Below are 14,651 nucleotides of genomic sequence, written 5' to 3'. Positions count from 1 at the left end.
CGCACGGGTACCGGGCGAAATCATCCGCCCGGCGATGGCCCAGGGCTCCTGAAGTAACGGCGAGCCGCAAAGTAGCGGTTGGATGTTCGGCATGTCTGATCGCGCGCTGAGCTTCGGGGGAGTGGCGGAAGCCTACGAGCGGTTCCGGCCGGGATATCCCGTGGAGCTCTTCGACATGGTGATGGCGTACGCTGCCCGGCCGGTCAGGACCGCCCTGGAGATCGGCGCCGGGACGGGCAAGGCCACCCGCCTGTTCGCTGAACGGGGGATCGCGGTGACCGCGACCGATCCCGATGGGGCCATGCTCACCGAGCTGCGCAGACACGTGCTGGCGAACGTCAGGACCGTGCAGGCCGCGCTGGAGGACCTGCGGCCGGGAAAGAGGTACGGCTTGGTCTACGCGGCCGCGGCGTTGCACTGGACGAACCCGGAAGGTAGGTGGTCACGGGTGGCTTCGCTGGTCGAGCCGGGCGGTGTGTTCGCCTCATTCGGCGGCCCGATCGAACTGGCCGACCCGGCTGTGGAACGGGCGGTCCGCGCGGCGCGATCGCCGTTCCTGGCAGGTGATGGTGTTCCCTCTCCGGACGGGACGCCTCCGGAGGCGGAGATGCAGTGGCCGGGCACGGAGCTTCAACGGTCGGAGTGGTTCACCGATGTCCGGCAGGCCGTGGTCGAACGCCGCCTGACGCTGACCGCTTACGACTACATCGGTCATCTCTCGACCGTCTCGGCTTATCTCCTCTTGCCGGACGCGGAGCGCGAGCAGGTGTTCAGCCAGATCATCAAGGTTCTGCCGGAAACGGTCGAGATCATCGCCGACATCACTGTCCACCTCGCGCGCCGGCACGGCGAGCCCTAACGGTATGGCCACACGCCTGATCTCCTGGTCGGGCTCTTGGTCTCGTTCCACTTTGCGGCTCGCCGTAGCCTCAGGAGTTCGGGGCCGTCATTCAGGTGTGGCCGGACGGAGGGCGGCTGGAGAGGCCTTTGAGACTGGTAGAAGTCGTTGATCAAGTGGTCTGTATTCGAGCCAGTCACGCTGAGGGCGTTCACTGTGAGTGGTCATTGGGGGCGTAGCGGTTCCAGGTGCCGCCTGCGTCAGCGGCCACTCGGGTGGTGGTCTTGTCGTGGAAGCCGAGGGCCCTGGCAATGACCGCTGCGGGCGCCTGGAGGACGAGTTGGCGTAGTGCTGCTGGTCGTGCGGTGCCGGTGAGGAATCCAGCGAGACGTAGATGTTCGCGAAGGGTGCCGGGGTTGGCGGGTTGGTCGGCTCGGCGGCCGGGAAAGAGCCAGCGGGCAGCGGGGTTGGTGGCGGTGTTCAGATGGGGCCGTCCGGGCCGTCCAGCAGCTCACCCTAAAGAACCAGGAGCTGAGGGCGCAGTCGGAGCTGCCCGGACCGACCGTCACTCCGCTGCACCGTCGGCGCTGAGGGACGTGCCGGTCCGCTGCTCTCCCCGTGATCCGCCCGGCGAGAGGCTGCCGATGACGCCAAGGGCCTGGCCGATAAACCATGAAGTCACGACGCAGGGCGCAGATCTATTGTTTGACCATGGCCTTCGGGAGTGAGATCCGCAACGGCGCCGGCGCCGGCGACGGCAGACAGCCTGAACAGGTCTGGATCCCTGTCGGGCTCGTGCTGCTGGCCGGGCCGCCGGCCTCGGGCAAGAGCTCTTTCATTCAGGCGCTGATCGACCAAGACAAGATCGTTCCTGAGGCCGTCGTGTCCAGCGACGCCATCGCCGAGCACTACCGCAACACTTCTGTTGACCGTGAATCAGCCGACCCCCAGATCTTCCAGGAGCGAGATCGCCGAGTCACTGCGCGACTTGCGTCCGGCCGCACCGCGATCGCCGAGTCAACCAACGTGCTCCCTCACGCGCGCGCCAGACTGCTCGCCATAGCCGACCGGCTTCAGATGCCGGTCACCGCACTACGCTTCATCCAGCCCGAGAAGGTCCTGCTGGAGCAGAACCAGGAACGGAGGAATGCCGTGCCTGCAGCCGAGGTCTCCCGCTACGCGGCACTCATGGCCAAGCATGCCAGCACCGGTCAGCTCTACGCAGAAGGCATGTCATTGGTGCAGGACGTACCCGGACGCGCGCAACACCGCACCCCCTCCCAGGCTGCGCGGCTCTTCGAGTTCCGCACGGCCAGCTGAACACCCGGGCGATACTCGGCCTGGCCGCCGGGACGAGGTCACCGCGGGGGGGAGCGCCCCTGCCCGGCGTCGACACGCCGGCGAACACTGAGGGGCCGCGGTGATTCCGGACGGCCGTCTCATGGGCGTAGCCCATGCGGCCGTTGGGGTTCGAAAGGGACTCACTGATGGGACGGCCGGAGCTACGGCACTCCCGAACGCTCCGTCTGTCGCTGCGTACCTCACGGGTGGTACGCAGCTGCGCGGTCTTGGCCGTCCGCTCCGAGTTCACAGGGCCATCATGGCGATCGCCGGCCGTCCCCGGTGCGCACGTGCACGTGGACCGCACCCGCCGGTCTTGGCCCGGACCTCCTGTAGGGGTCCCAGTAGCAACGGAGCAGAATCCAACGATGTTGCTGCTGACCTGCGGGAACTCCTTGAGAAACACCATCGCGGGACGGCTGCCCCAGAGCCCATCGATGCAGGTCAGGCGCATATCCGTTGGATCTTCCGCAATTGCTGCTGGGACCCCGAGCATCGACACCAGCGTGCTCACCGGCCCCGGGGTGCGTTCATCGGCGGTAGAGGCCCGGCTCGTGCGATCATCCCCGGGTCGCGGGGTCCCGCTGCGGTATCCGTGCTACGCCACGGAAAGCGAAGCGCCCCTGGAAGACGACGTCACCGGTCCCCGGCCGGACGCCTGCCGACCATCAAACGCCTCCGCGTCTCGAAGACGTATTTCACGTCGACCGCGCCTGCCTCACTTGCGCCGCCTGGCCGCCTGGCCGGCCTTGAGCGGAACGCCGGGTTCGGCAAAGACGTGGCCGGAACGAGATGACCCGATCGCTTTAGAGGTCGCGCGGATAGGCGTGCGGTCACGGTCGGCGGTCCGGGCGTTCGTCCCGGCGGTGAGTCGTCCATGCCTGCCTGATCAGGCTACGCACGGTAATGATCGTGTCGGCGAGGTCGAAGAATGCGTCGATGACGGTATCCACTCGTCGCGACGGCTGCGGATCGTGGTGGCCGAGCAGGTTGTGTCGGCAATCGCCTCGTAAGAGCAGCCGAAACGAAGCAGTTGCAGGAGCTGGTCGAAGATGACCCGGTCACTGATGCGCCGACGGTGGCAGCCGAGCGGATGGCCGGGGTGGTACTCCGGCCGCTCGGGCAGCAGGGCTGTGAATTGGCCCCAGGGCGGTTCTGTCAGCCATGATGGAAGCGCGGCCACAAGTCTCCCCAGTGATCACAGAGCGTCGCAACTCCCTGATCGTTGGCACCCGTGCCTGTCCTGCTGCCGGGCCCCACCATCGAGCCACGGCCTTGACCACCGGCGTCTCTGTGCGCGATCCGCACCCGACGAGCATGAAGTGCCGAGTGTAGATCGCTGTGACGTGAAGACGGGCAGGCGCGGTTCGTGCGGATCAGTAGGCGCTGCATTCGATGAGCAGTGCATCGGTGAGGACGAGTCGGGGTCAGAGGGCGCTGAGCGGCTCAGCCGTGGAGAGTGACGTGGGGCAGCGGACGGCCAGTGGCGTCGAACAACGCGGCTCCACAATCGCAGCGCTCGTCGGCCAGGGTCTGGTCCGCCGACAATTCCCAGACCAGCATCTGCGAGCAGTTCGGGCAGTCCAGGCTGACCAGGGTCTCTTCGGGTTCCGAGCCCCAGGCCCGCACCGGGAGGCCCTGGTGCATCAACCCGGTCGGCTCACGCTCATCGGTCAGCGCGACCAGTACCTCGTAGGTGTCGGTGCCGTTCTCCCACACCATGAGCGTGCAGCGGAGATCTGCCAGCACACCGGACAGGTGATCGAGCTGACGGACCGGCAAATCACCGCGGCGCAGAGTCGGGTCGGTCTCGGCCGCTCGGTAGATGACGTTGGTGTCGACGTCTGTCAGCTCCGCCCCGAAGGCCCGTACTCGACCAGCCACGAACGCAGCCAGCCGGCCCGGGTAGTCCTCACCGGCCCAGTCCATCGTGAACATCACGCTGTCGACGTGAACCCCCCGGGCCCGTTCGCCGGGGCTCAGGACCAGCTCTTCCAGTTCTGTCACGACGATCACGCTATCAACCGCCGGGCGGCGGACGGTGCCGTTGTCGTGCATGACCAACATCAGCCTCTGCACCTACCTGCGCGACCTCTTAACGACCTCGAGGCGCTCTCCGCACGCCCGGTTCTTCTTGGGTCCGGGCTGCGTTCGGTCAACTTGGCCTACGTGAAAGAAGAGATCATCGTCCTCTGATCTGCTGGAAGGGTCCTCCAACCCTAGATAAAACTCGAACACGTGAAGGACACCGAGATCCCGCGGGCGGTGGCCGCGGCCGTCGACACGGCCGCCGAGTACGGTCTGGGCGCCGACGACGCCGCTGTGCTGCACACATCGAACCGGATCGCCGTCCGGCTGCGGCCCAGCGGCATCCTCGCCCGGGTCGCGCCCCTCGCGTACCACCTCGACCTCGAGGTCGAGATCGCCCGGCGCCTCGCCGGGACCGGCAGCCCGGTGGCGGGTCCCGATCCGAGGACCGAGCCCCGCGTCCATGTCCGCGACGGCTTCGCCGTCACCCTCTGGACCTACTACGAGCCCACCGCCGCACCCGGGAACCACCCACCCGCCGCCTACGCCGACGCCCTGGCCCGGCTGCACGCCGGCCTGCGCCGCATCGACTTCGCCGCACCGCACTTCACCGACCGCGTCGCCGACGCCCTCCGGGTGGTCGAGGACCCCACCGTCAGCCCGGACCTCGGCACCGCAGAACGCGCCCTGCTGACCGACACCCTCCACAAAATCAGCCGCGCGATCCTGGACCGCGGCACACGGCGACAGCTCCTGCACGGCGAACCGCACCCCGACAACCTGCTCGCCACCGCGGACGGACCGCTCTTCATCGACCTGGAGACCGCCTGCCGCGGACCCGTCGAGTTCGACCTCGCGCATGCTCCAAAGGACGTCGCCGCACACTACCCAGGCGCCGACTCCGTACTGCTCGCCGACTGCCGAATCCTCAGCCTCGCCCTCGCGGTCTCCTGGCGCTGGGACCGCGACGACCAACTCCCCGACGGGCGCAGAAGGGGCCGACAGTGGCTCGCCCAGATGCAGGCCGGCCTCGACCGCCGGGAGCACGCCACCGGTGGCGGCCACTGAGCGGCGCCCCCGCCGAACCGGCCACACCACGCCGTCTGCTCGACGACGGCGTCTCGGGCACCGAGGCCGCCCGCACCCTCAAGATCGGCCGCTCCACCGCCTACGAGGCGCCAACCCAGCGCTGACCAGCGGCTCTACCGTCCCGCGGCCCGGTTCCGCCGTATCCCGGTGGCACCCCAGCATGATCCTCAGCTGACGAAAGGACCCCCGCCAGGTCCGCCCCGTTGCCCCCCGGCCCGGCCTACCCCCGGATCGAGCCGGCCGAACCGGCCACCCTGCCCGCGGGCGTGATGCGCGTCCGGGACGGCGCCGACGGCTCGCTCGCCCAAGCTCGATCAGGCGTTGCGCAGGGCCGCCAAGGATGGACTGACGCACGTGATCTTTGACGGGAAGACCTGGCGTATCCTGCGGAAGCCACGCTGCTACCCACTTCGTGCAGGTCAGCTCGTCACAGCCATCTTCGTCCTGCAGGATCGCGAAGCAGGATGAAATATGTTCGATGTTCTCGCCCGCGTGCGGCAGGCCGCCTCGAAGGCTGCGCTGTTGTCGACCTGATCGGCAGCTAGCTTGAGCTTCAGCAAGGAGGCTTTGCGGCCCTGGATGGCAGGTGGGTGAGAAGGCGCTGTCCTCGGCCGTCTCCTCCGGGGTCGTCGGCAAGCTCACCGCCCCAGATCCACCGCCCCACCATCCCGCGCCGCCGCCGCTGAGCCCTTCACCTCGGCGAGGGGGAGGCCGTCGGACCCACCCGCCACGTCCTGCCGTTGCAGACAGGACCGGGGTAGTCGTAACGCTCGCCCTTGTCCGACGTGGCGGACAGCCGGTCCACCGGTGGGGGAACGCTGTCGCAGTCGCCCGGCAACCCGATCTGCTTTTGCTCTCCCGGAGGGAGCGTCGCGTACATGTGGCCGTTCCAGGTCACCACGACGGTGTCCTCGGTGCCGTTGACCACGGTGAACAGCTCATCCGGCCCGACCTGGCAGGCGCTCAGGGAAACAAGCGCCACGACCATCAACGCGGTCGCGACCGCACGGTTGTCACGGGGTGCTGACAGAGCCCTCATCCTCTCTCGAAGCGGCAGGCGGCCCGGGCCGCCTGCCAGACGACGGCGAGGACCATCAGGGAACCTTCGGCGAGAAGAACGCCGTGACGGGCACATCGACGAAGCGCGGGTACTGATTGTCGGGGAAGTAGGAGCCGCGCGGTCCAGCAGGTGGCGTTGGCCGCCGACCTGTGCGAGTACTACCGGCGACTGAGGAGCAGCAGGCAGTGGCCCGGCGCTGCCGGCATGTGCTGGACGGCGGTGGTCCCCGACGATGGGCGGGATCTCGCGATGGGGCTCGGGTGATTCGACGTACGTCAAGGAGTTCATTTCCTCTGCCGAAAGTGAGACAGCGTGGCCCTGATCGGCAGAGGACGGGCGCGGCGGCTCAGGGGCGCTCGTCGACGGGTTCTGCCCCGATGGAGATCCCGCGCAGGGTGAGCAGTGCGATCAGAACACAGCCCGCGGTGAGCGCGATATCGGCGACATTGCCGACGAAGAGGCCGCCGTAGTCGATGAAGTCGACGACATGCCCTCGGCCGAATCCGGGAGAGCGCAGGAGGCGATCGAGCAGGTGGGTCGCGGCACCGCCCAGTAGCGCACCCAGCACATAGGCCCAGGCGGCCGAGCGCAGCCGTCGCGCCACGTACAGGATGCCGGCTACCGCGGCGGCGGCGGCCACGGCGAACACCGGCGTCGCCTCCGTTGCGAAGGAAAACGCCGCACCGGGGTTGTACACCAGGTGGAACTCAAGCAGCCGCGAGAGCACCGTGATGCGTTCTCCCCCGGAGAGGGCGGAAACCGCCCAGAGCTTCGAGATCTGGTCCGCGAGAAGAACCACGGCGGCCAGCACGATCATCCACACGTACAGCCGCGGCTGTCCCTCCGCCTGCGAACGCCCGGTCACCATCTCACCCCGCAACTAATGATCTCGCGCATCATAGCCCTGATCGGGTCGCGCGGGCGCGGCTCGATGCCAGCGAACGCCTTGCGGAGCAGGTCGCGCGGCAGCGCCCGTTCCCGCTCGTCCAGCGCCGCTAGCACGTCGCCGCGCACCCCGGCCGCCACGTCCAGCGCCCGTCCTCGGGTCGGTGCGCGCTCCAGGGCCGCCGCGTCGATCGACGCGCTCAGCGCCGGTCCGCCGGCCGCCAGTTGAGCTGGACGACCACGGGCAGCAGGAGCAGACCGCAGACACCCTGCTCCAGCTTGAACCAGAGCGGGAACAGACCGGGCAACGCGATGATCACCACGATCGCGACCAGCATGATCGAGGTGATGATCCGCAGTCGCAGCGGCATCTTCCGCTCGCCTCTGGCCGCCCGTACCGCGAAGAACAACGTGACCAGCGAGGCGACGGCGACGAGCGTGCCGCGGATCCACACCGAGTCGGTGACCATCACCCCGTCGCTCCTGAACACGACCATCGTCACCAGCGTCAGCACGCTGACCGCGACGTACCCCCTGACCAGCCACCCCACATTGCGCATCTCGACCATCTCCGTCCTTGGTGCTCGCCGACAGGATCCAGCGTCGCAACGGAGGCACCCCGCGTGGATCGCCCGATCCTCCGGGTGGGTGGTGGATTCGGGCGACCGTTCAGGTGGTGGAGCCGATCAACCAATCGGTGGAGCACGCCCTCACTGAGCGCCCAGGCCGGGACGGCCGCCCCGGACGTGAGGATGGTGAGCGCTCAGTTCATGCGGGCAAGGTCCACTTCTGTTTCGCGTTGTTGGTGCAGCTCCAGATCTGCAACGGGGTACCGTCGGCCGAGCTCTACCCGGTCGCGTCCAGGCACCGGCCGGTGGCCGTCTCCGCCGCCGTCGAACCTGACCATGATTCCGCCGGCGTCGAGGGTAACCGGCTCGCGCGGGCCGCCAACAGCCAGGCGGACGCCGTACCGGCGGCGTAGGTCGTCGACGCCGAGGCCGTTCATCCCGTCGGCGGCCAGGTCGACGAGCACGGCGGGTTTCTTCTGGATGGCTGCGCGCCGCAGAGGGTTGTGGTGCTAATCGACGCTGATCTCCAGGTCGGCCGCGAGCGCTTGGGCCAGGCCCGGAAGCTGCGACCGATCGACGATGACCTTCTTGAGCGCGCCCACTCCGCGAAGGCCGGACAGGTCGTTGCCGCGCAGGTCACAGCCGCGGTAGGTGCCGCCATCGAAAGTCACGCAGCTCGCCGTGCTCACCCTCCAGCGAATCGACCTTGTTCAGGCCGGCGTCGTCCAGGTCGGGCAATGTGACGCTCGTCCGGCGTACGGTGCGTGTATCCATATGTCCTGCCTTCCACCTCGGTCCTGTCGTGGGCGCGGCGCTCCCGCGGCCACGCCGGCGCACAAGACGCCGCCACCGCTTTCCCGGCTGGCAACCCGCGCCCCCGGTGATACTGGACGCCATGACGGACACCTTTCCAGCGGGCGCGGCGGCACCGTTCAGCAGAATCATGATCCGCGTGGCCGCGCTGGTCTTCTGTGGTGATGACGTCGCCCTGATCCGCCGCGACCGGCCCACCTCCACCCACTACACGCCGATCGGGGGAAACGTGGAAACGGGGGAGGACGTGCTCGCCGCGCTGGGCCGCGAGCTGCACGAAGAACTGGGCCTGGACCCGGGGAAGGCCACCGCGCCCGAGTTGCTGTGGGTGGTCGATCAAATGGTCTCCCGCCCCGGCCAGGCTCCCTCACCGCGCAAGCTCCACCTGATCCACCGCGTTCACGTCACCCCGCGGGTGCGCGCCGGTCTGGCCACCGTCGAATACGACGAACTCCCCGACGGCACCCACGAGGTGGGCCATATCGAGTGGAGGGACTACCGCACGACCCGGGATCTGCCGATCTTCCCGCCGATCGGCCCCGCCCTGGCCGGCCTGTCGGCCCCTCACGCCGCCATCACTGACGCGGGCTTACCTGCGGTCACCGACGACAACTACACATGGATCGTGTGACACGGGCGGAGGCGATGGCAGCGGGATCGCAGCCGCGGCGCGTTGCGCGCCGGGACCGCCCAGGTCCGGCGCGATGGTGAGCGCGTGGCCGAAGGCCTGCGCGGGCGGCTGGCCGCCGCCGTGCACGATCGCGACCAGGCCCGCGCCGAGACGCAGCAGTGCCGCCAGGTCCTGCATGCCTCGCACAATCACAAAGGATGCCGGACGCCCGCTCGCTCGGTGCTTGTCACGACTCGACCGGGCCCGGGGGACGCCCGGCCGGGGGACGTCGAGGCCGGTGGCGGCGATCGGCGGCCGGCCGCGATGTCCGATGCCGGTCATCACCCCAGACGGCCACGCGAAGGCGGGTACGGTCCGGCCATGGCCTCTCGACGCAAGACGCCCGGCCGCACTGACCGCATCCCGGCCATCTCCCCGGACCGCCTCGCGCGCGGATGGTCGGGCCGAACGGCACGAGGATCCGTATGCGGCCGACGGCCGGGGTGAACGCCGGCTGGAGTTGGTGGAGATGGCCGGCGCCGCACGCGAGGACGCTCTTTGGGCGGCGGTGCGCGATGGGACGCTCGGCTGGCTGCTGCCTGTGGGCCTGGCCGACGGACCGCCCGTCATGCGGCGCCGTTTCCTCGAGGTGATCAGCGCGCTAACCGAGCAGGCCGTGCTCTGCGCCATGGCGGGCCTGTCGGCTCCCCTGGTCGTCCAGGACCGCGACGGCCGCCTGGTCACGGCGTTGCACGCGGTCAGCCTTCCCCCGGCGATCGTGGCCAGCGCCGCCGACCGGGGCGTCCCCTTCGAGACCACGATCGCCGCCCTGACCGCGGTGGTGAAGATCCGGGCCGTGGCCGTCGACGAGCCATCGCGCGGCCAGGGCATCGGCTCGGCGCTGCTGACCCGCTGCCTGCACCTGTACTTCCAGCTCGGCTTCGGTGCCGCCTACGGTCAGTTCCGCACCGGCAGCGGCCTGGAGACCTTCTATGCCCGGCAGGGCTTCGACGTCCTGGATGAGGGAGCCGTCTTCAGCCTCCGCGACCGTCTCGGCCTTCCTTTTCGCATCCAGGCCGACCCGGGGGAGCGGATCTTCACCTGCGTGCGCGGCGGATAGAGCAGCAGGCACGACGATCACAGCTCTGCGCCGCCCCGTTGTCTGCAGCACTGTGACCGGAAACGATCACCGGGCTAGATGGCTCTGATGAGACGGCGATGAGAGGCCGGCCACCCCAGCCCCGCGCTGGAGCGAGTGGCCGGTGCATGTGCCGGTCAGCCCGGCCGTCTTTGCCGCGGCGGCGATAACGTCGGTGACGGCTTCGGCGGTGAGGCGGCCGTGCGGGTCGCCGATCGGTCGGCCATGGCGGATCGGGGGGTGAGGAACCGGTGCCGCGCGAGTCCGCTCCCGGCCGTCGGGTAGCCGGTGCCGCTTCTTGGATCGGCTTGAGGTTCATCACAACCCCGTACCGCCAAGCCCTCGCGCCGGGCGGACCGGGGTCGTCACGTGGGGACTTCGGCGAATGATCGTCATGACGGGACTCCGCCCGTTTGCCTTCTTGTACCCCCGGGGGTATACATGCGGCATGCAGATGAACGAGGCGATGGTCGGCGACTCGGTGACGCGCCTGCGCCGAGCGCAGGGCCAGCTCGCCGGTGTGATCGCGATGATCGAGGCGGGGGAAGACTGCACCAAGGTGCTGACTCAGTTGGCCGCGGTCTCCAAGGCGATCGATCGGGCCGGGTTCAAGCTGGTCGCCAGCGGTATGCGGCACTGTCACGCGGCGCGAACGCGGGGCGAGGAGGCTCCGATGAGCGTGGCGGAGCTGGAGAAGCTGTTCCTGGCCCTCGCCTAGGTGGCCTTTCTGGTAAAGGTCGGCCTTCTTATGTCTCGAACATACCCCCCCGGGTATAGGCCGGCGTCGAAACGTGCTCGGCGGCCGGTGGCGCATCGCGTCGGAGGCCCGGGCGGGCGGCTGGCGAGCGGTGCAGATGTCCTGACCCGTCCCTTTTTTTGCTCGTCATATACCCCCCTGGGTATCAAGGAAAGAGGTGTTCCCCATGGAAGTCGTGTCCTTTCGCACCCCGGGTCTCGGTGACCAGACCTACCTGCTGACACACGAGGGCAAGGGGGTGCTCGTCGACCCTCAGCGCGACATCGACCGGTTCCTGCGGGCGGCGGCCGAACGCGACGTGGAACTGCGTTTCGTGCTGGAGACCCACCTGCACAACGACTACGTGTCGGGGGGTGAGCAGGCGGCCGTGCGCACCGGCGCCGAACTGGTCCTGCCCGCCGCCGCCGCGCCCGCCTACCCGCACACCCCCGCCTTCCACCTGGAGGACATCGAGGGCGGGAACGGCCTGTCGCTGCGGCCGGTCCACACCCCGGGGCACACCCCCGAGCACACCAGCTACCTGGTGCTCGTCGAGGGCCTGCCGGTCGCGGTGTTCTCCGGCGGCAGCCTTCTGGTGTCCTCGGCGGGCCGACCCGACCTGCTCGGCACGGCCCGGGCCCGCACCCTGGCCCGGCTACAGTACGGCTCGCTGCGCCGGCTGGCTGCTCTGCCGCCCGAGATCGGGCTGTTCCCGACGCACGGTGAGGGCTCCTTCTGCACCGCGAGCGGAGCGGGCCGCTACACCTCGACCATCGGCGAGGAGATCAGCTCCAACCCCCTGCTCGCCATCGAGGACGCCGAACGCCTGGCCGACGAGCTGCTCGCCGCGCCCATGCCGATCCCGGCCTTCTACCAGTACATGGGCCCCGCCAACACGCTCGGCGTGCCGCCGATGCCCCCGGCCGAGGTGCCCGAACTCGCCGTCACCGACCTGCCCCAGGACGCGCAGGTGGTCGACATCCGCCCGCGCCGCAAGCAGGCGGACGGCTTCCTGCCCGGCTCGATCGGCATCGAGCTCGCCGACGACTTCGGCAGCTGGGCGGGGTGGCTGATGCCGTACCAGTCCTCCATCGTGCTCGTGGCCGAGCCCGGCCAGGACACGGTCGAGGCGGTCACCCAGCTGGCGCAGATCGGAATCGATACCGTGCGCGGCGTCGTACGCGACCTCGGCCAGGCCGCGGTCGCGACGTTCGAACTGCTGGACCTGGCGGCCTTCACGGCGCGGGCCAACCAGCCCGGCGCCCAGGTACTGGACGTCCGCATGCCGAACGAGCAGGCGGCCGCCCCCTTGCAGGGGGCCGTCGAACGTTTCCTGCCCGACCTGGTGACCGGCGGTATCCCCGCCGAGCTCGACCGCGACCGCCCGGTGCTGGTGGCCTGCGGATCGGGCCGGCGCGCGGTCGTCGCCGCCACCCTGCTCGCCCGCGAGGGATACGTCCCCGTCGTGCTCAACGGCGCGGGCGTGCCAGACCTGGTCGCCGCGCTGCGGACCCTCCAGACCGCCTGACCTCTCACCCTGACGAAACGAGAAGAGAGCTATGAACACCGACTCCCACACCATCGACACCGCTACGGCCCGCGCGCTGATCGCCTCCAACCCGGACGTGCTGGTCGTGGACGTCCGGACCCCCGCCGAGTTCGAGACCGCGCACATCAGCGGCGCGATCAACCTGCCGCTCGACCAGGTGGATACCCACCTGCGGCGGATCGTCGCCGACGCCGGCGGGCGGATGCTGCTGATCTGCCAGTCCGGCGGCCGGGCCACGCAGGCGCACAAGAAGCTCTGCGACGCGGGACTGCCCGACGCGGTCGTCCTGACCGGCGGGATGAACGCCTGGATCGCCTCCGGCGCCCCGGTGGCGCGTGGCAGGCAGCGGTGGAGCCTGGAGCGTCAGGTCCGCGTGGTCGCCGGCGGCATCGTGCTGGCGTCCATCGTGGCCGACCTGTGGCTGCCCGGAGCGCGGTTCGTCGGCGCCTTCGTCGGAGCGGGCCTGGTCTTCGCCGGGATGACCGACACCTGCGCCATGGGCATGCTGCTCGCCCGCCTGCCGTACAACCGCGGCGAGGGCGCCGACGTGGACGCCGCCCTTGCCTGTATCCGCCGCCCCGGGCGCAACGCGGCCTGACGGGTCGAGACGACGACATGACCACTCTCACCCTGGCCGGCGCCATCGTCGTCGGCCTGACCCTGGGCCTGTTCGGCGGCGGAGGATCGATCCTGACCGTCCCCCTGCTCGTCTACCTCGCCGGCGTTCCCGCCAAGTCCGCGATCGCCATGTCCCTGTTCGTCGTCGCCGTGACCAGCGTGGTCAGCGCCGCCAGCCATGCCCGCGCCGGCCGCATCCGATGGAAGACCGGCCTGGTCTTCGGCCTGGCCGGAATGGCCGGCGCGTACGGCGGCGGCCTGATCGGGCCGCACCTGCCCGCGGCGGTGCTGATGTCGGCGTTCGCGCTGATGATGCTGGCCACCGCCATCGCGATGATCCGCGGCCGCCGGACACCCGAGCACGCGACGGCCCGCAAGGACCTGCCGATCCTCCACGTCGTCGTCGAAGGCGTCGTCGTCGGCCTGGTCACCGGGCTGGTCGGCGCCGGCGGAGGCTTCCTGGTCGTCCCCGCGCTGGTACTGCTCGGCGGCATGCCGATGAGCACGGCCGTCGCCACCTCCCTGCTGGTGATCGCGATGAAGTCGTTCGCCGGTCTGGCCGGATACCTGCAGACCGTCCCGGTCGACTGGTCGATCGCCCTGCCGGTCACGGTGGCGGCGGTCGCCGGCGGTCTGGTCGGCGGATGGCTGGCCGGGCGCATCGACGCCGACCGCCTGCGCAAGGGCTTCGGCTGGTTCGTCCTGGTGATGGGCGGTTTCGTGCTCATTCAGCAGGCCCCTCCCGAACTGTTCCACACCAGGTGGGGCGTCGCCGCGCTGGTGGCCGGCGGCGCGGCCGTCGTGGCGGGGATCGTCCATCTGCTGGTGCGCAGGCGCCGGGGCGGCCAGGACCTGCGCACCGGTCACCTCAACCGCACCTGACGGCGTCAGCCGGGAAAGGAACCGCCATGGTCACCGAACTGACCAAGGAGAATTGGAGCGGGACGGTCACCTCCGGGGGCATCATGCTCGTGGACTTCTGGGCGGCCTGGTGCGGTCCGTGCCGCCGGTTCGCCCCGGTCTTCGAGGCGGTGTCCGCCCGTCATCCCGGCCTCGTCTTCGGCAAGGTCGACACGCAGGCGCAGCCGGAGCTCGCGGACGCCTTCCGGATCACCTCCATCCCCACCCTGATGGCGATCCGTGACGGGGTCATCGTCTACTCCCAGCCGGGGGCGCTGACCGAAACCGCGCTGGAGGACCTCGTCGGCCAGGTCAGAGCGCTTGACATGACCGAAATCCGCCGCCACGTGCAGGGGCGGCCCGCACGGCGCTGAGCGGACGGGCGGAGCACACCGTGCCCGACGCCCCAACGGTCGACATCGAGATCGGCCGCTCTCATACCGCCGCCTTTCACACCCCTATGCCCAGGCCGAATAC

At 69.5% G+C, this 14,651-nt stretch carries 19 protein-coding genes and 1 pseudogene; 10 read left to right on the top strand and 10 right to left on the bottom strand.

What is annotated here, in order from left to right; genetic code table 11:
• Window positions 1-91 precede the first annotated feature (91 nt).
• Window positions 92-859 (top strand): class I SAM-dependent methyltransferase, encoded by a 768-nt coding sequence (locus ACQP10_RS19625; protein WP_433539430.1) that lies wholly within the window; start codon window positions 92-94, stop codon window positions 857-859.
• A 690-nt stretch (window positions 860-1,549) separates the two neighbouring features.
• Window positions 1,550-2,158, top strand: a complete 609-nt coding sequence (locus tag ACQP10_RS19620; protein WP_433539429.1) for an AAA family ATPase — start codon at window positions 1,550-1,552, stop codon at window positions 2,156-2,158.
• A 967-nt stretch (window positions 2,159-3,125) separates the two neighbouring features.
• On the opposite strand, the pseudogene ACQP10_RS19615 reads toward ACQP10_RS19620, so the two are convergent.
• Both ACQP10_RS19615 and ACQP10_RS19610 read right to left on the bottom strand, forming a co-directional pair.
• A pseudogene (locus tag ACQP10_RS19615) lies at window positions 3,126-3,362 on the bottom strand (transposase); the annotation flags it as partial.
• Between the two features lie 263 nt (window positions 3,363-3,625).
• Complete coding sequence (locus tag ACQP10_RS19610) at window positions 3,626-4,246, bottom strand: hypothetical protein (protein WP_346021281.1); 621 nt, start codon at window positions 4,244-4,246, stop codon at window positions 3,626-3,628.
• Window positions 4,247-4,417: 171 nt separating this feature from the next.
• Here ACQP10_RS19610 and ACQP10_RS19605 point away from each other — a divergent pair, with 171 nt between their 5' ends.
• Window positions 4,418-5,275 carry an aminoglycoside phosphotransferase family protein gene (locus ACQP10_RS19605; protein ID WP_346021282.1) on the top strand — a complete coding sequence of 286 codons (858 nt, stop codon included), beginning with the start codon at window positions 4,418-4,420 and terminating at the stop codon, window positions 5,273-5,275.
• 712 nt (window positions 5,276-5,987) lie between these two features.
• Here ACQP10_RS19605 and ACQP10_RS19600 read toward each other — a convergent pair.
• The 7 genes from ACQP10_RS19600 to ACQP10_RS19570 all read right to left on the bottom strand — a co-directional run bounded on the left by ACQP10_RS19600 (window position 5,988) and on the right by ACQP10_RS19570 (window position 8,584).
• Window positions 5,988-6,278: a hypothetical protein gene (locus tag ACQP10_RS19600; protein WP_346021283.1), complete on the bottom strand. Its 291-nt coding sequence runs from the start codon at window positions 6,276-6,278 to the stop codon at window positions 5,988-5,990.
• A 424-nt stretch (window positions 6,279-6,702) separates the two neighbouring features.
• Window positions 6,703-7,221 carry a signal peptidase II gene (locus tag ACQP10_RS19595; RefSeq protein WP_433539428.1) on the bottom strand — a complete coding sequence of 173 codons (519 nt, stop codon included), beginning with the start codon at window positions 7,219-7,221 and terminating at the stop codon, window positions 6,703-6,705.
• A complete protein-coding gene (locus ACQP10_RS19590; RefSeq protein ID WP_433539427.1) occupies window positions 7,218-7,382 on the bottom strand; it encodes a hypothetical protein in 165 nt (54 codons plus the stop codon). The genes ACQP10_RS19595 and ACQP10_RS19590 overlap by 4 nt, the downstream gene beginning before the upstream one ends.
• Window positions 7,383-7,441: 59 nt before the next feature.
• Window positions 7,442-7,801 (bottom strand): hypothetical protein, encoded by a 360-nt coding sequence (locus ACQP10_RS19585; protein WP_346021286.1) that lies wholly within the window; start codon window positions 7,799-7,801, stop codon window positions 7,442-7,444.
• Between the two features lie 203 nt (window positions 7,802-8,004).
• On the bottom strand, window positions 8,005-8,274 hold the full coding sequence (locus tag ACQP10_RS19580; RefSeq protein ID WP_433539426.1) for a hypothetical protein: 270 nt from the start codon (window positions 8,272-8,274) through the stop codon (window positions 8,005-8,007).
• Between the two features lie 45 nt (window positions 8,275-8,319).
• Window positions 8,320-8,481: a hypothetical protein gene (locus ACQP10_RS19575; protein ID WP_433539425.1), complete on the bottom strand. Its 162-nt coding sequence runs from the start codon at window positions 8,479-8,481 to the stop codon at window positions 8,320-8,322.
• Window positions 8,447-8,584: a hypothetical protein gene (locus ACQP10_RS19570; RefSeq protein WP_433539424.1), complete on the bottom strand. Its 138-nt coding sequence runs from the start codon at window positions 8,582-8,584 to the stop codon at window positions 8,447-8,449. The genes ACQP10_RS19575 and ACQP10_RS19570 overlap by 35 nt, the downstream gene beginning before the upstream one ends.
• 121 nt (window positions 8,585-8,705) lie before the next feature.
• On the opposite strand from ACQP10_RS19570, the gene ACQP10_RS19565 reads away from it, so the two are divergent.
• A complete protein-coding gene (locus ACQP10_RS19565; RefSeq protein ID WP_346021290.1) occupies window positions 8,706-9,254 on the top strand; it encodes an NUDIX hydrolase in 549 nt (182 codons plus the stop codon).
• Here ACQP10_RS19565 and ACQP10_RS19560 read toward each other — a convergent pair.
• Window positions 9,213-9,440 carry a hypothetical protein gene (locus ACQP10_RS19560; protein WP_433539423.1) on the bottom strand — a complete coding sequence of 76 codons (228 nt, stop codon included), beginning with the start codon at window positions 9,438-9,440 and terminating at the stop codon, window positions 9,213-9,215. The genes ACQP10_RS19565 and ACQP10_RS19560 overlap by 42 nt on opposite strands.
• A 322-nt stretch (window positions 9,441-9,762) precedes the next feature.
• Between ACQP10_RS19560 and ACQP10_RS19555 the strand changes: the two genes are divergently transcribed.
• From ACQP10_RS19555 to ACQP10_RS19530, 6 genes are all read left to right on the top strand, one after another.
• Window positions 9,763-10,353 carry a GNAT family N-acetyltransferase gene (locus ACQP10_RS19555; protein WP_346021292.1) on the top strand — a complete coding sequence of 197 codons (591 nt, stop codon included), beginning with the start codon at window positions 9,763-9,765 and terminating at the stop codon, window positions 10,351-10,353.
• A gap of 466 nt (window positions 10,354-10,819) precedes the next feature.
• Complete coding sequence (locus ACQP10_RS19550) at window positions 10,820-11,089, top strand: metal-sensitive transcriptional regulator (RefSeq protein WP_433539422.1); 270 nt, start codon at window positions 10,820-10,822, stop codon at window positions 11,087-11,089.
• Between the two features lie 205 nt (window positions 11,090-11,294).
• Window positions 11,295-12,635 carry an MBL fold metallo-hydrolase gene (locus ACQP10_RS19545; RefSeq protein WP_346021294.1) on the top strand — a complete coding sequence of 447 codons (1,341 nt, stop codon included), beginning with the start codon at window positions 11,295-11,297 and terminating at the stop codon, window positions 12,633-12,635.
• A 31-nt stretch (window positions 12,636-12,666) separates the two neighbouring features.
• On the top strand, window positions 12,667-13,254 hold the full coding sequence (locus ACQP10_RS19540; RefSeq protein WP_346021295.1) for a rhodanese-like domain-containing protein: 588 nt from the start codon (window positions 12,667-12,669) through the stop codon (window positions 13,252-13,254).
• Window positions 13,255-13,271: 17 nt separating this feature from the next.
• Window positions 13,272-14,156 carry a sulfite exporter TauE/SafE family protein gene (locus ACQP10_RS19535; protein WP_346021296.1) on the top strand — a complete coding sequence of 295 codons (885 nt, stop codon included), beginning with the start codon at window positions 13,272-13,274 and terminating at the stop codon, window positions 14,154-14,156.
• A gap of 26 nt (window positions 14,157-14,182) precedes the next feature.
• Complete coding sequence (locus ACQP10_RS19530; protein WP_346021297.1) at window positions 14,183-14,548, top strand: thioredoxin family protein; 366 nt, start codon at window positions 14,183-14,185, stop codon at window positions 14,546-14,548.
• Window positions 14,549-14,651 lie beyond the last annotated feature (103 nt).

It is taken from the genome of Streptosporangium sandarakinum (assembly GCF_050942225.1).
In the GTDB taxonomy this organism is placed as follows: Bacteria; Actinomycetota; Actinomycetes; order Streptosporangiales; family Streptosporangiaceae; genus Streptosporangium; species Streptosporangium nondiastaticum.
The sequence above is the reverse complement of the archived record's forward strand: the minus strand, read 5'-3'. Positions and strand labels throughout refer to the sequence as shown.